The sequence below is a fragment of the Streptomyces sp. NPDC094143 genome, from assembly GCF_040303825.1.
In the GTDB taxonomy this organism is placed as follows: domain Bacteria; phylum Actinomycetota; class Actinomycetes; order Streptomycetales; family Streptomycetaceae; genus Streptomyces.
Genome location: NZ_JBEOTZ010000013.1, coordinates 175812 through 194822, shown reverse-complemented (window position 1 = coordinate 194822; position 19011 = coordinate 175812). Strand labels below are relative to the sequence as shown.

Sequence of the window (19011 nt, the reverse complement as noted above, 5' to 3'; positions counted from 1 at the left end):
CTCAGAACCTCTCCGGGAAGATCAGGGCGAGGACGAGATAGCCCAGCAGGGAGACGGCCACGACGAGGCCGACGATGTTCTCGGCGGTCACAGCTTCGTCACCCCCTTGGCGACAAGAGCCACGAGCACGAAACCCGCGATCGTGACGACGACGAAGGCCACATCGGCCATCGCGAACTCCTGGAGTGAGGTGCGATTGGTACGGACGAGTAGAGAAAAGCGCATCCGTGGCCGGATCCGGCCGGTCGTTGACGTCTCCCTTACGACACGGCCCACGGCTTTGACGCAACCCTGACGGTGCCTGGTCCGCCGAGGTGGAAGCCCCGCCAGGTAGGCCAGGCGATCCAGCGTCACGGCAGCGAAAGGTCAGCCGGGCCATCGGCACCCCCCGGGGTCCACTCGGCCCAGGCCGGTTCCAGCGCCTACAGGGCGGCGCGGGTGGAACGCCAGCCGCGCGGAATTGTTCCCACAGCGGCGGGGCGCATCCTGTGCGATGCCGCCGCCGACGGGACCGCCGGGCTGGATCTTGCGCTGCGGCGCCTGGGAGACCTCTCGAACGGCGGAAGCGGTTCCGTGCGGATCACGACCGGCGGAACGACCGTCCGGCACTTCATGGCAGAAGCGATCGTCTCCTTCCGCCGGTGGTACCCGAAGGTGAGCCTGGAGTTCCAGACCGAGACCGCCAGCCGCGGATGCTTCGACGCCCTCCCGCCGGCAACCTCGACGTTGCCTGGATCACTGTCGGCTCCCCCGTGCGCGGCATCGAGCAGCGCCCCGTGGTTGATCTGCCCTGGGTGCCGGCCATGCGGTCCGATGATCCGCTCGCTACCCGCACCAGGTGGACCGTCGACGGCCGTTCACTCGCCGACATCATCAACGCGCAGCCGGCGCTCAAGGACTTCCTGAACGACCAGCGCATCGGCACCCTGAAGCCCGCCTCCCCCGTACGGGTCGCCACCGGCACCAGCGATAACCTCGTGTCCCACGCCCAGGCACGCCGGCTCGCGGCCGACTGGTGCGCCAAGGGCGCCGACGTGACCTACGAGCCCGTCGCCCTGCCCGACCTGGGCAGCGCCCTCACCAACCACTTCACACCGCTGCTCACCGATCAGGGCGATGCCGTCGACTTGCTGACCGACCGGCTCAACGGCAAGCAGGCCACCTCCAACTGCGCGAGCCTGTCCCTGCGACGCTGACGTCCTCGACGGCAGCGCGAGGACACCTCACCGCAGGCGGCACTCACGCCGCAGCAGGACATTCCTGTCGTGCGGCGGTTCACCGGCCGTCGGCAAGGCGTTGGGCACTTGGGCAGTGGCAGGCGGGCGCCCGGCTCGATCCAAGCCCACGGACTGAGGACGACCAGTCCGGCCCGGCTCGCCCTCGCCTGCCGACCGCCGACCCGCATCGTCAGGCTGCGAAGACACAAGGGGATACATCAGTCGTCAACTACCGGCTGCGTTCAAGGCATTGACACGTGCATTACCCGGCATTTACGTTCCGGCCATCTGAGAGCGCTCTCAGACTCCCCAGCCTGTGAAGACTTGAGGTGTCGCAATGCCATCCCCACGCACGCGCACGCGCACACGCACCAGACCGGCAGTGATACTCCTGACGGCCTCAGCCCTCGCCGCCTTCGGCCTGGGCCCGGCCGCCACCCCGGCGGCCGCGGCCACCGTGCCCGTGGGCTCGGGCAGTTACTCGGACTCCCGCCCGGCGGGAACGTCGGGCCCCACCACCAACACGGGAACTCCCGTCACGCCCAAGGTGACCGCCGCCGCACGGAACCGGCCCGTGCCCACCAACGACTGGTGGTCCTCCCTCGCCTTCCAGCGCTACGGCGACAACCCGTGGTCGACCCCCATGTACGGGCACCCCCTCACCTACCAGGCCACGGCCGCCGGGCTCGACGTCGGCTACCCGACCTCCCCCTCGATCGTCGGAGACGGCCGCCAGTACGAGTACGCCCACAAGCGCGACCTCACCATCGGACTGAGCGGCCTCAACTCCCCGGACACCAAGGCCGACAACTGGTCCGACTGGACGGTCACCCCCCTGTGGTCCGACGGCGCCCGCACCCTGCGCACCACCATCGGTCACGGCTCCCCGTTCGTATACGCCCAGGGCACCGGTGGCAACGCCCAGATCACCACCGCCGGTGCGCCCAGCGTCTTCGCCGACCAGGGCAACGTCCTCGGCATCACCGTCGCCGGACACCACTACGCCCTCTTCGCCCCGACGGGCAGCGACTGGAACGTCTCCGGCTCCACCGTCACCACGGGCCTGGGTTCCAAGGACTACTTCTCCGTCGCCGTGCTGCCGTCCACCGACGCGCTGGCGACCTTCAAGAAGTACGCCTTCAGTTTCGTCACCGACTCCAAAGTCGCCTGGAGCTACACCGGTGGCACCGTCAGGGCCACCTACACGCTCACCACGGAGGCGAAGGAGGGCACCGAACGGGGCACGCTCCAGGCGCTCTACCGCCACCAGTGGCTGAACACCACCGACGCACTGACCCCCTACACCTACGTCTCCCCGCGCGGCACCATGAAGGTCCGCGAGTCGGCCTCGTTCACCACGAGCCAGAAGGCAGCCGCGGTGCTGCCCGCGCTGCCCAAGTCCAGCGGTGTGGACGCGGCCCGGCTGCGGGGCTACCTCAACGAAGTCGTGAACGCCTCCGACCCCTTCTCCGGCGCCACCGACACCTACTGGACCGGCAAGGCACTCGGCCGCCTCGCCCAACTCGTTCCGGTGGCCGAGCAGATCGGCGAGACCGGCACCCGCGACCGGCTGCTCGGCCTCATCAAGGGCAAGCTCCAGGAGTGGTTCACAGCGGGCGGCGCGAACGAGTTCAGCTACGACAAGGACTGGAAGACCCTCACGGGCTATCCCGCCTCCTACGGCAGCGACACCGAACTCAACGACCACCACTTCCACTACAGCTACTACGTCTACGCGGCCGCGATCGTCGCGCAGTACGACCAGGGCTGGGCCGCCGACTCCGCGTGGGGCGGCATGGTCAAGACCCTCGTGCGGGACACCGCCAACCCCAGTCGCACCGACACCGCGTTCCCCTTCCTGCGCGGCTTCGACGTCTACGCGGGCCACAGCTGGGCCTCCGGCCACCAGGGCTTCGCCGCCGGCAACAACCAGGAGTCCTCCTCGGAGTCCACCAACCTCAGCGCGGCCCTCGTCCTGTGGGGCTCCGCCACCGGGGACACCTCGCTGCGCGACCTCGGCGCCTACCTGCTGACCACCGAGTCGGAGTCGATCGCGCAGTACTGGTTCGACGCCGACGAACAGGTCTTCCCGTCCTCCTTCGGCCACGACACGGCCGGCATGGTGTGGGGAAGCGGCGCGGCGTACTCCACCTGGTGGACCGCCAACCCGGAAGAGATCCACGGCATCAACGTCCTGCCCGTCACGGGTGGTTCCCTCCACCTCGGCGGCGAGAAGGCCGCCATCCGGCGCAACATCGCCGAGATGGAACGGGAGAACGGCGGCCCGGCCGTCGAATGGCGCGACATCCTCTGGGAGTTCCAGTCCCTGGCCGACCCTGCCGCGGCCAAGTCGAAGTGGGACGCGGGCCACGCCGGATACACCCCCGAGCAGGGGGAATCCAAGGCCCACACCTACCACTGGATCAACACTCTGGACGCGGTCGGCGCTCCGGACGCCACGGTGACCGGTGACCTGCCCACCTCGGCCGTCTTCACCAAGGGGACGACCCGCACGTACGTCGCCCACAACCACGGCTCATCGGCGCGCACGGTGACCTTCTCGGACGGCAAGACCCTTTCGGTGCCGGCCCGTTCCACCGCGAGCGGCACGGGGTCGGGCTCCTCGGACCCCGATCCGGAGCCGCCGACGGGAAACACCTTCCAGTTGCGCAGCGGTGGCGTCCTGACCACGGCGACCGGCGGGACCCCGGGCAGCGACACGATCGCGTCCGGGGGCGGCACCAACCACGACGGCATGCCGTACCAGCCTCTCGTCTACGAGGTCCGCGGAGTCAACGGGACGCTCACTGCGGGTGCGGGAACGACGTTCCGGCTCCAGGTGGACGCCGGCACCACGGTCGGCCTCGGCCAGCAGGCACGCGTCAGCTACGACCTCACGGGTGACGGCACCTTCGACCGAACCGAGACCTACAACTACTTCGCCACCGACCCGGTCGCCGGGTGGGAGGAGTACACGCAGGCCCGCGGCCTCAAGGCATCCACGGGCACCCTCGGCGATCTCAAGGGTGGCACCGTCCGTCTGGAGGTCTGGAGCGCCATCGGCAACGGCACCTCGAAGCTCCAGACCGGCACGGACAAGGCCGTGGTGGTGATCCCCTACAACTGAACCGGCGCAGGATGGTCGTGCGGTGGGCGGCGTCACCACGCGTTGCCCACCGCACCACCGTTCCCGGCCGGGGCCGGCCGCGTCCACACACAAGGTCGGAGCTCATTTCGGGAGGTCTGCGCCCGGGGGAACAAGGAGCTGATCCCGAACGTCTCCCCGCCGACCATGTGCACGACCATCAGCCCAGGTCCAACGCGTTGGGCAGGCCCCAGCGGTGGCGGGTCCGGTCGTGGCGCTTGAGCACCTCGAACTCCGGCGCCCGGTACAGCGGTGTGATCGTGCAGCGCGGCGCGCCCGAACCCACGTTGTCCAGCAGCGCGTTGACCGCCGCTCGTGCGGAGGCGTTGGCGCCTTCCATGGTCGCCAGATCGATGTCGACGCAGACGTAGTCACCCGCGAGGAAGAAGTTCGGGATCTCCGTCCGCGCGGTCGGGCGGTTGTGGAAGGTGCCCACGGGGTGGATCAGCAGCTCGTCCTCGTTGACCGGATTCGGGGTGCCGATGCCGTCGACGCCGGGATCGAGGAACCACGAGTGCAGCGTGCTGTCCCTCAGCACCACCTTTCCCGTGTCGTTCAGCGCCGCCTTCAGCTGCGCCCACACCTCCTTGGCGACCTCCGTTCGGGTGCACTGCTTGGCCGTCCTGCCGTACAGGATCCCGGGTTTGTCCCATTCGGAGATGTCGACGGAGAGGCAGTCGACAGCGGCGCCGTCGCCGTAGTCGGCGGGGAAGTCCCGTTCCGGCCAGTGCCCGGCCTGCTGGATGGCCGTCAGCGCCCAGGGAGAGTCGACGCAGTTGAGGTGCCCGTCGAGCAGGGGTGCGGACTCGGTGAGGTAGAACTGGATGCCGGTCATCCAGTCCGTTTCCAGCTTGTCGCAGCGCGCGAGCTGGGGATCGGCGGCGCGCAGGGCCGCGCCCCAGGTGCGGCGGGCGTGCTCCACGGGCATCGCGCAGACGTAGTGGTCTGCGGTCACGGTCCGCGTGTGGCCGGCCGGGTCCGTGATCAGCGCTCCGCTGACCCTGCCCCCGTCGTAGAGCACCTCCCGGACGGTCGTGCCGATCTCGAACTCGACACCGAGCGATGTCAGATGGGCAACCCACGGGTCGATCCACGCCTCGTTGGTGGGGGCGTTGAGGATGCGGTCGAGCGGGCCGTCCGCGCCGCGGCCCAGCCCGTTGAAGACGAATGCCTCCAGCAGACTGGCGACCGTGCGCGTGCTGGCCTCCTCCGCCTTGGTGGCGACGATGTTGCGAGTGACGCCGACGGCCAGGATGCGCTGGTAGTCACGGCTCATCCGCTCGGCCCTGATGTAGTCCCACCAGGGTGTGTTCTCCCAGACCTCGTTGCGCCTCTCGTCGCAGCTGGTGAGGAAGACCAGGACGCGGCTGACGAAGTACGCCGCCTCGTGCGGGGGTATCCCGCGCGCGGTCTCCATGACGGCGGTCAGCGCGCGGCGGACGTCGTCGAGCGTGAGGTCGGGCGGCTGGTGACCGGGCCAGGGCAGAGGAAGGCGCACATCCTCGCGGCCGGTGCGGGCGAAGGACATCTCGGATGGGGCAACGAGGTTGTCCCAGACACCGTTGGGGTTGCCCGGGAACGGGATGCGTCGCATCGTGTCGGGCAGGTTGTGGTAGATGCCGGGGATGAAGCGGAAGCCGTGCTCGGCGGGTAACTCCCGCCGCCCGCCGCGCGCGCTGCCCGGCACGCCCATGCTGCGTGCCTTGCCGCCGAGCGCCCGGCGCTCGTAGACGGTGACGCGGAAGCCGCGCTCGGCGAGTTCGTGCGCGGCGGTCAGCCCGGCCACTCCGCCGCCGAGCACGGCGACCGAGGCCGGGACGCGCGCCCGGGGGGCCTGTGCCGCGGCCTGTGCGGCAGAGGTGGTGCCGAGCACGGTGGTCCCGCCGACCGCGGCGGTCCCGGTCATGAACGTGCGTCGTGAGGTACCCGAAGAACCGACCATCCGCTCCCCCTCTTACCGCAGGTAACAAGCGTGTCGCCGCAGGAGCATACGGAGAACCCGGGTGACCCGGAAGTCACGCGCGGACCCCTTCCGTGGATGGCCGGAAATGGAGCCGATCGCCCCTCGCAGGGGTCCGGGACTGCCTGCCCTGCTCACCATGCGGGCGTGCCTTCCCCACCCGGGTGCCGGTTCTTCTCCCCGGACCTCACGCACCACCTCGACGCAGACGGACGACTGAGGCCTTTCACCTGACCATCGGTGTGCATGCTGACGCGCCTGCCGGGGGCAGGCGCCGTCGGGAACCGTCCCTTCGACCACGGCGAGTCCGCCTGAAGGCGCCGGTTCTCCGGGCCTCCACCCCCGTCACCCTTAAGTGTGTGTTCACCACGGCCACTCGCTGTGAGGGCGGTGGGCGGATGGGGCCGTGGTCCGGGCGCTGATGAACGCGGGGGGCGGCCGGGAGACGCTCTCGGCCGCGGCGGCGCCGTACGGGGCGGCGGGCCTTGGACGTGGATAGCGATGGCGCCGAATGCGCGCAGGTTTCGAGCGCATCCGTTCAGCCGGGTATGACGGAAGGGGTTCGAGGGCGCCGTCGGCGGGACGGTGTGGTGACGGGAGCGAGGACGTATGAGTGAGGTTCCCGGGTCGGGACGGCCCCGTGAGGCGGCCGGTTCGCCGCTGGCTGGGCGGGTCGCGGTCGTGACGGGTGCCGCCCGTGGTGTGGGTGCGGCTCTCGCTCGGCGCCTGTCGGACGCCGGGATGCTGGTCGCGCTGATAGGGCGCGAGGAGGCCACGCTCCGCCAGGCCGCCGCGTCTCTGCCGGGCCGGAGCCTGTGCGTCGAGACCGACGTCACCGACCGGGACGCGCTCGATCGTGCCGCCCGCGAGATCAGTGGGGCGCTGGGACGGGCGAGCGTGGTCGTGGCCAATGCCGGGATCGCCACCGGCGGGCCCTTCGTCCACACGCCGGCCGACCTGTGGCAGCGGGTCATCGACGTCAATCTCACCGGCTCCGCCAACACCGTCCGGGCCTTCCTGCCTCACCTCATGGACACCCGGGGCTACTTCCTCCAGATCGCCTCCACCGCGGCCTTCGGCTCGTCCCCGATGATGAGCGCCTACTGCGCTTCCAAGGCCGGAGCGGAGTCGTTCGCCCTGGCCCTGCGCGGCGAGGTGGAACCGGACGGGGTCGGCGTCGGCATCGCCTACCTGCACTGGACCGGAACCGACATGATCACCGGCATCGACGACCACCCCGTCCTCAGGGCCCTGCGCCGTAACCAGCCCCGCTTCGCCCGGAAGGTCCACAGCGCCGAAGAGGTCTCCGCATGGCTGACCTCCGGCATCACGCGCCGTGCTCGCCACATCTACGCGCCCCCGTGGTTGCGCTGGTGCCAGCCGCTGCGGCCTGCCTTCCCCGCCCTCGTCTCCCGCCTCGCCCGCCAGGAACTACGCCGGCAGCCGCCGAGCCGGCTCGCGGCGGACACCGGGGTCCTGGGCCCGGGCGGCAGGGCCGACTTCGACGCCTACCAGGCGGCCACACGCCCCCGTCCGCCCGAGCAGCGGCCCTGACCAACCGGCGAGCGGCAAGGACCGGCTGCCACGCCAGGAGTCGGTCGCCGTGTTCGTAGCGGTCTGTGGGGCGCGGGCGGAAGAGGCGCGGGCGTGGCTGGACGCACGGGCGACCGTCGCGTGCGGAGGGTCCGCCGAAAGCTCGCGCTCCCCACAGAACCGGTAATCCCGGCAGCGTTGTCGGGCGTTCGTCAGGGCTTTGGCACTCGGCAAGGCGCTCCGGTGTATTGACGCCTGTTCGCGGGGCGGGGACCATCCGAGAGCGCTTTCTGACGTGAGCATGATTAGGAGGCCCGGATGTCCCCCTCCCACCGGTGGCTGGCGGCCCTCGTGCCGTTCAGCCTTGTCGCAGCGCTCGTCGTCGGGGAGGTCGCGGCTCCCGCTGGACGCGCGCACGCGGCCGCGACGGGCACGGACGACACGTCCTCCGTTCGCGGCCGTACCACCCTCGGCGGCGCCGACCCGAGCGTCATCAAGGTCGGCGACCTGTACGTGGCCGCCCAGTCCGTGGACGGCGGCATAGCGGTGCGCGCGGCGACGACACTGGAGGGCATCGCCGCCGCTCCCAGGCGCCAGGTCTGGAACGACACCGGCGGACTCGGCGAGGTCTGGGCTCCGGAGATCGTGCACCACGACGGCCAGTACCGCATCTACTTCGCCGCCGGAACGGGCGCCGCCCACCGGATGTACCACATCAGCTCCTCCCGCCCGGACACCGGCTACTCCCCCGCCACCAAGGTCGCCCTGCCCGACGACAAGTGGGCGATCGACGGGGTGCCGTTCACCTTCGGCGGTCAGCGCTGGTTCGTCTGGTCCGGCTGGGCCGGGGACACCAACGTCGAACAGAACCTGTACATCGCCCGGATGAGCAGCCCGACCGCGGCCACGGGCAGCCGCCACATCATCTCCCAGCCGCGCGAGCCCTGGGAGCGCGTGGTCGGCAACCCCTACATCAACGAGGCACCGCAGCCGGTCGTCGACCCGGACGGCCGCCTGCACATCGCCTACTCCGCCAACGGGAGCTGGAGCAGCGACTACTGCATCGCCGACCTCCGGCTGAGGGCCGGTGGCGACCCCACGTACGTGTGGGACTGGTACAAGAGCAACGGCTGCCTGTTCGGATCCCACGCCTCCACGATGATGGAGGGGTGGCACCCCACCCTGTACGTCGACGGCCCCGGGCACCACACCTTCGTCCTGCCGCGCGGCGACGTCGCCGCCGGCCCGCCCGCGGGCCCTCGCTTCCCGACCATGTTCCACGCGGTCCAGAAGGGAACGCCGTACTCGTGGGCCAACCGCTACTGGTACACCGGCACGGCCGTCTGGTGGGGCAGCACGACCTACCGGCGGGCCAACGTGCCCGGATCCCCCACCGACGTGGGCTTCGGCCTGAAGTTCTTCGAGTGAGCGCGCAGCCGGCCCCGGCGCTGTTTGCCGGACCGGCAAGAGAACTGGGCAGAGCCGGGCGGAGTGGACGACGGTGGGTCCGTGACCGACGACATCGCAGCAGAACCCCCCGCCTCCCACCTGCCCTCGCCCGCCGACGGATACGCCGGTGACCCCGCCGTACGGACGGAGTGGGACGACCGTTACTCCGACCGGCAGCAGCTGTGGAGCGGCCGGCCCAACGGCGCGCTCGTGGCCGAGGCCGCCGGGCTCACACCCGGGCGCGTACTCGACGTCGGCTGCGGTGAGGGCGCGGACGCCATCTGGCTCGCCCGCGCCGGCTGGGACGTGACCGCGCTGGACGTCTCGGGCGTGGCCCTGGAGCGTGCGGCCGGGCACGCACGGGACGCCGGCGTCACGATCCGCTGGGTCCACGCCACACTGACCGGGGCGCTGCTCCCGCCGCGCTCCTTCGACCTGGTGTCCGCGCAGTACCCGGCCCTGCTGCGCACTCCCGACGCCGAGGCCGAGCAGGCGCTGCTCGCCGCCGTCGCGCCCGGTGGCGTGCTGCTGTTCGTGCACCACGCGGGCGTGGACACCCGGCAGGCCCAGGAGGGCGGATTCGACCCGGCCGACTACGTGTGGCCCTCCTCGGTCGTCGACCTGCTCGACGACGACTGGGAGGTGGAAGTGGACGAGCAGCGGCCCCGGGTGATCCCCGAGGGCGGCGCCGGCGCACACCACACCGACGACCTGGTGCTTCGGGTGCGCAGGCTGCGCTGAGACCCGCGCCAGGCGATCGTCGACCTCCTGGTGGATCACCGAAGTGGCGGGCGGGCAATCCGGCGGCGACGCTGGTAGTGAGCGCTGACCTCCTACGGCCCCGGCCGCGACGCCGTCCGGCCGCCCCTCCGGGAGGCTCGGGCTCAGCGGCCGGCCCGGCCGCCGCGGGAAGACACCGTCGCCCTCCCCTCGGCGGCATCGTCGAAGACACGGACACACCCGGGGAGACTCGAAGGACTCGATGAGGGAACCGGAAGAGCAGCCCTGACGCACGAGGGGAGGCCCGGGTGCCCCGACGCCCGGCTCCCTCACCGGAGGAGAGACCGCGATGGCGCACGCAGACGACGCCCAGCAGGCCGTGCCGAACACGCCGGGGACGCGCACCGACGGTGACGGCGTCACGCGCCGCCGTCCGCTGCGCGAGCGGCACGTCGAGGAGACGATCGAGGTCGGGGTGCCGGTGCGCACAGCGTACAACCAGTGGACGCAGTTCAAGACCTTCCCGCGCTTCTCGGCCGTGGTCCGCGACGTCGAGCAGGTCAGGCCCACCGTGACCGCCTGGAGCATCGGCTACGGGCCCCTGCGCCACCGCTTCGCCGTCGAGATCGTGGAGCAGGACCCCGATGCCTACCTGGCCTGGCGCGGCCTGGAACAGCACCCCTCCCACCAGGGCGAGGTCGAGTTCAGGCCGACCGACTCCGGCGGCACCGCGATCACCGTCCGGATGCTCCTGGAGCCGCGGGGAGCCGCGCGGGTCCTCACCCGCTCGTCGACGGTCACCCGGCTCACGGCCCGGCTCGTGCGTGGCGAACTGCTGAACTTCAAGCACTTCATCGAGGGTCTGGGCCAGGAGGGCGGGGCCTGGCGCGGCACCATCCGCAACGGACGCGTGCAGCACGACCACCGGGAACCGCCCAGGAGCCGTGTGGCCCGGTGGCCCGTCGGCTGACCCGCGTACCCCGGACACGGCAAGAGAAAGGCGAAGCGATGCAGAACCCGCCCGGCGAGGAACCGGATACCTCCCTCTCCGTGACACCGCCGAAGAAGTGGGCGGCCGGAGTCCCCGCGGTCGTGCACGCCCTGGAGTACTCCCTGGAGCAGACCTCCCCGCGCAGGACCGGGGTGGACCTGCTGGCCATGAATCAGGTGGGCGGGGTCGACTGCCCCGGCTGCGCGTGGGCGGACCCGGCCCCGGGCCGACGCCATCGCAACGAGTACTGCGAGAACGGCGCCAAGCACATCAACGACGAGGCCACCACGCGCCGGATCACCGCCGACTTCTTCCGTGAGCACGGCGTTTCCGATCTCGCCGCCCGTTCCGACCTGTGGCTCAACCAGCAGGGGCGGCTCACCGAGCCGATGATCAAGCGGCCCGGCTCCGACCACTACGAGCCCATCAGCTGGCACGACGCGCTGGGCGTGCTGGCGCAGGAACTCAAGGCCCTGGACTCCCCCGACGAGGCCGTCTTCTACACCTCCGGCCGCGCCAGCAACGAGGCCGCCTTCGTCCTGCAGCTCTTCGCCCGCGCCTTCGGCACCAACAACCTGCCCGACTGCAGCAACATGTGCCACGAGTCCAGCGGCTTCGCCCTGAGCGAGACGCTGGGCACCGGCAAGGGCACGGTCAGTCTCGACGACCTCCACCACGCCGACCTGATCTTCCTGGTCGGGCAGAACCCGGGCAGCAACCACCCGCGACAGCTCTCCGCACTGGAGGAGGCCAAGCGCAACGGTGGCCGGATCGTGGCGGTCAACCCGTTGCCGGAGGCGGGGCTGCGGCGCTTCAAGAACCCGCAGAAGCCGAGCGGGATTCTCGGGCGCGGCACCCAGCTCGCGGACCGTTTCCTGCACATCAAGCCCGGCGGTGACCTCGCCCTCTTCCAGGCCCTCAACCGTCTGCTGCTGGAGGCCGAGGACGCCCGGCCCGGCACTGTCCTGGACCACGACTTCATCGACGCCCACACCACCGGTTTCGAGGAGTTCGCCCGGCACGCCCGCGGCGTCGGCTGGGACGACGTGCGCGCGGCGACGGGACTGACCCGTGAAGAGATCGAGAAGGTCCGTGACGAGGTGCTGAGGAGTGATCGCGTCATCGTCTGCTGGGCGATGGGCATCACGCAGCACAAGCACGGCGTGCCCACCGTCCGCGAGATCGTCAACTTCCTGATGCTGCGCGGCAACCTGGGACGCGCCGGCACCGGCGCCTGCCCGGTGCGCGGCCACAGCAACGTCCAGGGCGACCGCACCATGGGCATCTGGGAGCAGATGCCGGACGCCTTCCTGGACGCCCTCCGGCGGGAGTTCGGCTTCGACCCGCCGCGCCCGCACGGCCTGGACTCGGTGAACTCGATCAAGGCGATGCTGGAGGGCCGCGTCAAGGTCTTCCTCGGCCTGGCCGGAAACTTCGTACGCGCCGCTCCCGACAGCGAGGTCACCGAGAAGGCGATGCGTTCGTGCCGGCTGACCGCCCACATCTCCACCAAGCTCAACCGCTCACACACCGTCTGCGGCGACACGGCGCTGATCCTGCCGACCCTGGGGCGCACCGAGCGTGACGTCCAGGCCGACGGTGAGCAGTTCGTCACCGTCGAGAACTCCATGAGTGAAGTGCACACCTCCCAGGGCCGCCTCGAACCGGCCTCCCCGCTGCTGCTCAGCGAGGTCGCCATCCTGTGCCGGCTCGCTCGCCGCACCCTGGACGGCAAGGCGGACATCCCCTGGGACGACTTCGAAGGCGACTACGGCACCATTCGCGACCGCATCTCACGCGTCGTGCCGGGCTTTCACGACTACAACGCACGGGTGACCCGCCCCGGGGGCTTCCAGCTGCCCAACCCGGTCAACGAGGGCGTCTTCAACAACGAGGCGGGAAAGGCGCTGTTCACCTGCAACGAGCTCGTGGTCCCCCGGGCACCCGGGGGTCACCTGCTGCTGCAGACGCTGCGCTCACACGACCAGTGGAACACCGTCCCCTACAGCGACAACGACCGTTACCGCGGCATCCACGGCAGCCGCCACGTCGTGCTCGTCAACCCGGCCGACCTGACCGAACTGGGCCTGGCCGAGGGTGAGCGCGTCGACCTGGTGAGCGTCTGGACTGACGGCTCCGAGCGCCGGGCGGAGAACTTCCAGGTCGTGCCCTACCCGACCGCCAAGGGCTCGGCCGCCGCCTACTACCCCGAGACGAATGTCCTGGTGCCACTGGACAGCGTCGCCGACATCAGCAACCAACCCACATCGAAGGGCATCGTCGTCCGCCTCGAACCCACCCACGACCGGAAACAGCCCACACCCGCCTGACCGACGGCACGATCCCGGCGGGGCCCGCCCTGAGAGGAAATACGTCGACAACGGCCCTCGGTACTGGGCAGAGTAGCCGCCCATGACGAGCAGTGAACTCTGGACCCGCGCGACCGCTGACCGCTATGACGCCGAGGAGACCGAAATGGCCTCGGCTGCCGTGCTCGGACCGACTCTCGACTTCCTCGCCGAGCTCGCCGGGGGCGGCCGGGCCCTGGAGTTCGCCATCGGAACCGGACGAGTGGGCGTCCCGCTCCGGGAACGCGGCGTGCCCGTAGTGGGCATCGAACTGTCGGAGCACATGGCAGCGGTACTGCGGCGCAAGATCGACGAGAGCGAGCTTCCGGTAGCCATCGGGGACATGGCCACCACCGTGGTCCCCGGCGAGTTCACCCTGGTCTACCTCGTCTACAACACCATCACGAACCTGCTCACCCAGGACGAGCAGGTCGAGTGCTTCCGTAACGCCGCGCGTCATCTGGGGCGCGGTGGCCGATTCGTCATCGAGCTGGGCGTGCCACCGCTGCGGTTCCTGCCGCCCGGCCAGACCGCGGTGCCGTTCGACGTCTCCGAGCAGCACCTCGGCTTCGACACCTTTGACCTGGTGGAGCAGATTCTCGTCTCCCACCACTTCACCCGCGACAGCGACGACGGCCGCTACCGTCGCGGAGCCTCCCGGCACCGGTACGCCTGGCCGGCGGAGCTCGACCTGATGGCACGGATCGCTGGACTCGAACTGGAACGTCGCGTCGGGGACTGGGACGGGACGCCGTTCACCCAGGACTCCCAGAAGCACATCTCCGTGTGGCGCAAGCGGATCTGAGCCTGGCCACCGGTTCTGTCCGCGCACGCCATGGGCGTTCGCGTTGCGAAGCTTCGACAGGTGGGCTCGGCGGGCGAGGCAGCCGGGAGACGCTGAACGCATGCTGTGAAAACGGAGCTGGTGCTGGAAGTCGGAGTAGACGTCGCCCGAGATGCCTCCGGACGGTGGCGCCACCCCGCACGCCGGCACCGCGCCCGCCCTGCCCCCTCCCGCGCCAAGGTGCCCGGGCTGACGTCGCCGCACTGACGGCAACCCGACCCGGCGACGGCGACGCTGCGCAGTGTGCTTGACAGGCGCACTACGCCGTTCGGCCCCATCCTGAGAAGCAGCACCATCGGCTCCACGGGCCGACCGGTGGGGCACACCTTTCAGACGGGCTCTGCGGTGGGCCGGGCAAGGTCGTCCGGCATTTCGAGGCACGCCGGTGGTGCGCTGACGGCGGAGACGGTCTCAGTCCAGCGTGGCCGGTACTGGTCCTTGTAGGCGTGCTGGCCCGGGACGGTGCGGCCCAGGTCGAGGTACTCGTATCCGGCCGTGGTCAGATCCTGTGCGAGGTGGCGCAGGAGGGCGTGGCCGGGAGCGAGGTCTTTGTAGAGAGGGTCCATGGCAGGGACCACGGAGTAGGCCCGGCGGTGTCGCGTCAGGCAGAGCTGGGCGGCGACGATCTCGTCGTCCACGGCCAGAGTGGCGATGAACGCCATGTCGGCGCCGCAACGTTCAAGCACGGCCGGCCAATAGGGTGCGCCGGGGGCATGGGGCGAGCCGGCAGGCGGCGCGTGGCCGGCCCAGCGACGTGCGTGCAGGCGGGCCAGGACCGCGTAGGCGGGGAGCAGTTCGTCGCTGTCGCGGGTGCGCCGGTAGGTCACCTTGTGGCGTTGGGCGAGTTGGTCCCAGGCGCGTTGGCGTCGCTTGTGATCACGTCGGGTCGAGCGGGACATCTCCTCATAGGCGAGGGGTAAGGGGATCTCGGCGGAGTCGGTGACGCTGGTGTGCCAGCGCCCCGCTGCGGCGGGGCCGGTGGAGCTGAGGTGTCGGGCGAGGGCACTGTCCGCGGGCAGGCCCGCCATGTCGACGTGCTGGCCGTCAGACGCCAGCCCTTCGAGGTAACGGGCGAGAGCCTTTGCCACCTGCGGGTCCTCGGCTGCCGGGCCCACGGCGCGGACGTACTCCCCCATCGGCGCCGACAGGGCGAGCGTCCGCGGTCGGGCGCCCGCATGGTCGCGGACCAGCGGCACAGCGGCCAGGACCTGCCGGGCAGGTCCCTCGCACAGGGCAACGACCAGGCGCGAGGAGGGCGGGAGCTGGTGCGCCCACCCGGTGAGCCACGACGGTGACTGGTAGGGGGTCGCCTGTGAGTCCCGCCGGTACAGATCCGCCCACGCCGACGCCATGAAAGCGCCGGCAGCGGTCCCCTCCAGCACACGCACCATGAGATTCAAGATCGCCTGCTTCGTCTCCGGGCGCTCTGCACGCCTGTAGCCCCATGATCACGTCACTAGAACGGCGAATCGCCGCAGCAAACCTGAATTCACCCGAACGGAAACATCCCGGACCACCGCCTACGAGTGGGTCGACCCTCGCGAATGGCAGCCCGGGGCGGAGTGGATGCTGCTGGGATCGAATGGTCCGGGGCTGGAGTACGCGCCCATCGAGCCCTGTTCGGCAAGGCGGGCCGCAACGTCATCGACTTCGAACGGAGTGAGTCCCAGTTCCGGCATCTGATGCCCGGTTTCCGCTCGGCGTCCGGCTGGCGGGTGGTGTCGTTCCACGGGAACTGGTCGATCGCGACCTTGCAGTTCGTGACACCGCTGGACTCGCACTGGGCGCCGAGTTCACGGGTGCTGGTGGTTACCCTGCCGGGCGCGTGCGCGGCGCTGTCACGTTGACTATGGCGTGGGTGGCTTTACCACCGTTCCCCGCTCGGCTTGCGCGAGGTCGAGGAGCTGATGCCCGAGCGCGGTGTCGTCGTCTCCTACGAGACGGTCCGCCGCTGGTGTGTGCATTTCGGTCCCGCCTACCTCACGAGCTGCGTCGCCGGCTGCCCCGCCCCGGGGGCAAGGGGCATCTGGAGAAGGTCTTCATCCATATCAACGGTGAGCAGAAGTACCTGTGGCGGGCCGTCGACCAGGACGGGATGGTGCTCGACATCCTCGTGCGGAACCGGAGGGGGTTCCGGACCTACCTGTCGGCGCCGTCACCATCCTTCGCTGAGAATCACTCGACTTTCCCTGTGATGCGTCCAGCGAGAGAGGAGGCAGGCGCAGGTTCCTGGGAATGCGCGCTGCTGCGAAACGGAGCAACACAGCGCGGGATCGCCGGTTGGCCCAACCGGCGATCCCGCGCATCATCGATGGTCCACCGCCACGATCTGCCCGTACTTCGGAAGGCACGACCTGACTTTAGAAGAAGTGCTTGCGTCCACCGACCGCGCGACCGGTCGCACCCAGGATCCACAGGATGGCGCCAACCAGGATGAGGATGCCACCGATCGTCGTCAGGAGACCCATGCCGACAAGCAGGCCGATAATGAGCAGAATAAGCCCGAGAATAATCATCTTAAAACCCCATCGTCGATTCCGGCTCTAGATCCCGATCAGCTCCGAAGGCCAAAACCTCGGTGCGATAGTCCTTGTGCCCGGCGACCCGGGGTTCACGCACTCCTTCGAGACTTCGTTCAGTAGGCCATCTCCTCGACCGTCCTCCGCTCCGGAAGCCCCCTACACCCTGGACGGCTTGGACGTTGGTGATGGAGACACTGGGCAGCGGCGCCTTCGGGCAGGTCAGGCGGGGCGTAGCCCTGCCCTGCCTCCCCGCGAGGTTCCGTCGTTTCAGGGACCCGCGAGAGATCCCGCCTGGACGGACCTCGGTCAGGTCTCGCTCTGTGTAACGCTGTGCGGTCTTGGGGGGAGGGGACGGTCAGTGCCCGATGCCGATCCGGCCTGGCGCCAGCATGTCTGCCTGGATTATGCCCCCAGGTCCTCCGTCACGGGCAGGCACTCGACGAGCAGGTCGACGACGTCGCGCCAGGCTCGCTGCGCGTGCTGTGGGTGGTAGCCGACACCGGGAACCGTGGGGTGGTCGACCGGCGGGTGGTGGAAGGCGTGCAAGGCGCCGCCATAGATCGTGAGGCGCCAGTCGACGCCCGCGGCCTGCATCTCGGCGGTGAACGCGTCTCGTTGCGCGGGCGGCATGATCGGGTCTTCGGAACCCACCCCGGCCCACACCGGGCAGCGGATGCGCGCTGCCTCGCCCGGTCGTCCCGTAATCGTTGCGTTGACCGTCCCGATCGCGCGCAGGTTGACGCCGGCTCGCCCGAGTTCCAGCGCGATGGCGCCCCCGGTGCCGTAGCCGATGGCGGCGATCCGGTCGGGGTCGGTCCGCGGTTCGGCGCGCAACACGTCGAGCGCCGCGTGGCCGATAGCCCGCATCCGGTCAGGATCAGCGAGCAGTGGTGTGCAACGGGCCAGCATCTCCCCTGGGTCACCCAGATAGCGCCCGCCGTGAAGGTCGAAGGCCAGCGCTACATATCCCAGCTCGGCGAGAGCATCGGCCCGGCGGTGCTCGACGTGGCTGGGCCCCATGCCCTCTGGTCCGAGCAGCACCGCGGGCCGGCGGCTGACACCGGCCGGGAGCGCGAGGTGCCCGATCATCGTCAAACCGTCGGCCGGATACTCGACCGTACGCGTCGTAATCGTCGTCATGAGGCTGGACTGTAGTGATCGTCGAGCCCGGTCCGGCCGTTCTTCTGCCGCTGGCAGAACAGCGCGGGTGTTCCTCCGAAATACGGCGAGGGCTCACAGGAACCGTCACGAACCTCGTCCCCACGGCAGCGCTGTCGGGATCATCCCGTTGCGCCTTTGGGTGAGATGCCCGGCCGTCTGCGGGACGGCGCCGGAGACACAAACAGGAAGAAACCCCGTCACTGCCAGTGGCAGTGACGGGGTTTCTCGTATGGAGCGCCGGGCAGGCCTTGCACCTGCATCTCCCCGCAGGAAGCGGGGCATCTTTCCTTAGACGACCAACGCACAGTCAGCAGCCGCCGGAACGGACCGCTCACCTTCAAGATCCACTCTAGCGCAGGCATGCCCGCACCGCACACCGAGGACGCCCTCGCACCGCCCCCTCCCCCTCTGGGCGCCGGCAGTGCTCCCGGCCGACGCCCGCCCCCCCCACGGCCCGGTTGGCAGGTGTCGCCTGACCGGCCGCGGCCGGGCGCCTGGCCACCAAGGCTGTGGACGGCCCCGCCGTGCCCGCCGGGTGGGCGGCGGAGCCGAAGTGGGACGGCTACCGCGCGCAGCTCGCCGCACACGGCGGTGGGCGGGTGCTGCGAGTCCGGTGTTCGGCGGCAGTCGTGCGAAGGCGGCGGCCCGAATCTCAGGGAACGAACCCGTCATATCCGTGCCCTGCCGGGAGCGAAGGGCGCGGACGAGGCCGCGGGCCAGTTGGGCGGCGCACCACGTCACCTTCGACCTGCTCCACCAAGGCGACACCGACCTGACGGGCTAGCCATACCGGCGACGGCGCGCAGCATCATGGAGGTGGCTGTCGACGTCGCCCGCGATACGGCCGGGCGATGGCGACACCCCGCCCGGACACACCGCATCCGCACGGACTGCGACAGGGGCGGCCCGCAGTCGAGTCCACGGCCACGCTACGGCTCCGCCCACTTGAGTTACCGCCGGAGCAGTGCGCGCAGTACCTTGCGGTGGTCTGCGGAGCCTGCCGTGACCGGCCGGGACACCGACCGTCTCGAAGCGGCGGTCAAGGAGCTGGGCCCTGCGGCCACCGGCATACGCTCCGACGTCTCGGTCCCGGCCGACCTGGACGCGCTCTACGCGCGAGT

General features: G+C 70.2%; 14 protein-coding genes and 3 pseudogenes. 11 read left to right on the top strand and 6 right to left on the bottom strand.

Annotation, left to right across the window (positions count from 1 at the left end; all coding sequences use genetic code 11):
• Nucleotide 1 precedes the first annotated feature (1 nt).
• Together kdpF and ABTZ58_RS19065 are read right to left on the bottom strand one after the other, a co-directional pair.
• On the bottom strand, nucleotides 2–91 hold the full coding sequence (gene kdpF, locus ABTZ58_RS19070; RefSeq protein WP_037722934.1) for a K(+)-transporting ATPase subunit F: 90 nt from the start codon (nucleotides 89–91) through the stop codon (nucleotides 2–4).
• The gene (locus tag ABTZ58_RS19065) at nucleotides 88–225 is read right to left on the bottom strand and encodes a hypothetical protein (protein ID WP_351357623.1); all 138 of its coding nucleotides are present in this window, start codon (nucleotides 223–225) and stop codon (nucleotides 88–90) included. The genes kdpF and ABTZ58_RS19065 overlap by 4 nt, the downstream gene beginning before the upstream one ends.
• 213 nt (nucleotides 226–438) lie before the next feature.
• Between ABTZ58_RS19065 and ABTZ58_RS19060 the strand changes: the two are divergent.
• From ABTZ58_RS19060 to ABTZ58_RS19050, 3 genes and pseudogenes are all read left to right on the top strand, one after another.
• A pseudogene (locus ABTZ58_RS19060) lies at nucleotides 439–839 on the top strand (LysR family transcriptional regulator); the annotation flags it as partial.
• Nucleotides 825–1196 (top strand): annotated as a pseudogene (locus ABTZ58_RS19055) (lipase family protein); the annotation flags it as partial. The pseudogenes ABTZ58_RS19060 and ABTZ58_RS19055, both read left to right, overlap by 15 nt.
• A 358-nt stretch (nucleotides 1197–1554) precedes the next feature.
• The gene (locus tag ABTZ58_RS19050; RefSeq protein ID WP_351357620.1) at nucleotides 1555–4344 is read left to right on the top strand and encodes a glycosyl hydrolase; all 2790 of its coding nucleotides are present in this window, start codon (nucleotides 1555–1557) and stop codon (nucleotides 4342–4344) included.
• Between the two features lie 178 nt (nucleotides 4345–4522).
• Here ABTZ58_RS19050 and ABTZ58_RS19045 read toward each other — a convergent pair whose 3' ends face one another.
• Entirely contained in the window at nucleotides 4523–6268 is a 1746-nt protein-coding gene (locus tag ABTZ58_RS19045; RefSeq protein ID WP_351357617.1) for a hydroxysqualene dehydroxylase, read from the bottom strand.
• A 663-nt stretch (nucleotides 6269–6931) separates the two neighbouring features.
• On the opposite strand from ABTZ58_RS19045, the gene ABTZ58_RS19040 reads away from it, so the two are divergent.
• From ABTZ58_RS19040 to ABTZ58_RS19015, 6 genes are all read left to right on the top strand, one after another.
• Nucleotides 6932–7876, top strand: coding sequence for an SDR family oxidoreductase (locus tag ABTZ58_RS19040; RefSeq protein WP_351357614.1), 945 nt, complete (start codon nucleotides 6932–6934; stop codon nucleotides 7874–7876).
• A 297-nt stretch (nucleotides 7877–8173) separates the two neighbouring features.
• Complete coding sequence (locus tag ABTZ58_RS19035) at nucleotides 8174–9283, top strand: glycoside hydrolase family 43 protein (RefSeq protein ID WP_351357611.1); 1110 nt, start codon at nucleotides 8174–8176, stop codon at nucleotides 9281–9283.
• 81 nt (nucleotides 9284–9364) lie between these two features.
• Nucleotides 9365–10045 (top strand): class I SAM-dependent methyltransferase, encoded by a 681-nt coding sequence (locus tag ABTZ58_RS19030; protein ID WP_351357608.1) that lies wholly within the window; start codon nucleotides 9365–9367, stop codon nucleotides 10043–10045.
• A gap of 328 nt (nucleotides 10046–10373) precedes the next feature.
• Nucleotides 10374–10994 carry an SRPBCC family protein gene (locus tag ABTZ58_RS19025; protein ID WP_351357605.1) on the top strand — a complete coding sequence of 207 codons (621 nt, stop codon included), beginning with the start codon at nucleotides 10374–10376 and terminating at the stop codon, nucleotides 10992–10994.
• Nucleotides 10995–11032: 38 nt separating this feature from the next.
• Nucleotides 11033–13345 (top strand): FdhF/YdeP family oxidoreductase, encoded by a 2313-nt coding sequence (locus ABTZ58_RS19020; protein WP_351357602.1) that lies wholly within the window; start codon nucleotides 11033–11035, stop codon nucleotides 13343–13345.
• A gap of 82 nt (nucleotides 13346–13427) precedes the next feature.
• Nucleotides 13428–14168, top strand: a complete 741-nt coding sequence (locus ABTZ58_RS19015) for a class I SAM-dependent DNA methyltransferase (RefSeq protein ID WP_351357599.1) — start codon at nucleotides 13428–13430, stop codon at nucleotides 14166–14168.
• A gap of 368 nt (nucleotides 14169–14536) precedes the next feature.
• Here ABTZ58_RS19015 and ABTZ58_RS19010 read toward each other — a convergent pair whose 3' ends face one another.
• Nucleotides 14537–15598: a GNAT family N-acetyltransferase gene (locus ABTZ58_RS19010; protein ID WP_351357596.1), complete on the bottom strand. Its 1062-nt coding sequence runs from the start codon at nucleotides 15596–15598 to the stop codon at nucleotides 14537–14539.
• Nucleotides 15599–15751: 153 nt separating this feature from the next.
• Here ABTZ58_RS19010 and ABTZ58_RS19005 point away from each other — a divergent pair, with 153 nt between their 5' ends.
• Together ABTZ58_RS19005 and ABTZ58_RS19000 are read left to right on the top strand one after the other, a co-directional pair.
• The gene (locus ABTZ58_RS19005) at nucleotides 15752–16054 is read left to right on the top strand and encodes a hypothetical protein (RefSeq protein ID WP_351357593.1); all 303 of its coding nucleotides are present in this window, start codon (nucleotides 15752–15754) and stop codon (nucleotides 16052–16054) included.
• A 12-nt stretch (nucleotides 16055–16066) separates the two neighbouring features.
• Nucleotides 16067–16335: pseudogene (locus ABTZ58_RS19000) on the top strand (DDE-type integrase/transposase/recombinase); the annotation flags it as partial.
• A gap of 232 nt (nucleotides 16336–16567) precedes the next feature.
• On the opposite strand, the gene ABTZ58_RS18995 reads toward ABTZ58_RS19000, so the two are convergent.
• Nucleotides 16568–16723, bottom strand: a complete 156-nt coding sequence (locus ABTZ58_RS18995) for a hypothetical protein (protein ID WP_010059700.1) — start codon at nucleotides 16721–16723, stop codon at nucleotides 16568–16570.
• A gap of 408 nt (nucleotides 16724–17131) precedes the next feature.
• Nucleotides 17132–17869 carry a dienelactone hydrolase family protein gene (locus ABTZ58_RS18990; RefSeq protein WP_351357589.1) on the bottom strand — a complete coding sequence of 246 codons (738 nt, stop codon included), beginning with the start codon at nucleotides 17867–17869 and terminating at the stop codon, nucleotides 17132–17134.
• Nucleotides 17870–19011 lie beyond the last annotated feature (1142 nt).

Bases quoted from the DNA above. Each gene is read 5' to 3' on its own strand.
- ABTZ58_RS19005 (WP_351357593.1), top strand. From the start codon at position 15,752: ATGGCAGCCCGGGGCGGAGTGGATGCTGCTGGGATCGAATGGTCCGGG.
- ABTZ58_RS19035 (WP_351357611.1), top strand. From the start codon at position 8,174: ATGTCCCCCTCCCACCGGTGGCTGGCGGCCCTCGTGCCGTTCAGCCTT.
- ABTZ58_RS19010 (WP_351357596.1), bottom strand. From the start codon at position 15,598: ATGGTGCGTGTGCTGGAGGGGACCGCTGCCGGCGCTTTCATGGCGTCG.
- ABTZ58_RS19065 (WP_351357623.1), bottom strand. From the start codon at position 225: ATGCGCTTTTCTCTACTCGTCCGTACCAATCGCACCTCACTCCAGGAG.
- ABTZ58_RS19045 (WP_351357617.1), bottom strand. From the start codon at position 6,268: ATGACCGGGACCGCCGCGGTCGGCGGGACCACCGTGCTCGGCACCACC.
- ABTZ58_RS18995 (WP_010059700.1), bottom strand. From the start codon at position 16,723: ATGATTATTCTCGGGCTTATTCTGCTCATTATCGGCCTGCTTGTCGGC.
- ABTZ58_RS19040 (WP_351357614.1), top strand. From the start codon at position 6,932: ATGAGTGAGGTTCCCGGGTCGGGACGGCCCCGTGAGGCGGCCGGTTCG.
- ABTZ58_RS18990 (WP_351357589.1), bottom strand. From the start codon at position 17,869: ATGACGACGATTACGACGCGTACGGTCGAGTATCCGGCCGACGGTTTG.
- ABTZ58_RS19025 (WP_351357605.1), top strand. From the start codon at position 10,374: ATGGCGCACGCAGACGACGCCCAGCAGGCCGTGCCGAACACGCCGGGG.
- ABTZ58_RS19050 (WP_351357620.1), top strand. From the start codon at position 1,555: ATGCCATCCCCACGCACGCGCACGCGCACACGCACCAGACCGGCAGTG.
- ABTZ58_RS19020 (WP_351357602.1), top strand. From the start codon at position 11,033: ATGCAGAACCCGCCCGGCGAGGAACCGGATACCTCCCTCTCCGTGACA.
- ABTZ58_RS19015 (WP_351357599.1), top strand. From the start codon at position 13,428: ATGACGAGCAGTGAACTCTGGACCCGCGCGACCGCTGACCGCTATGAC.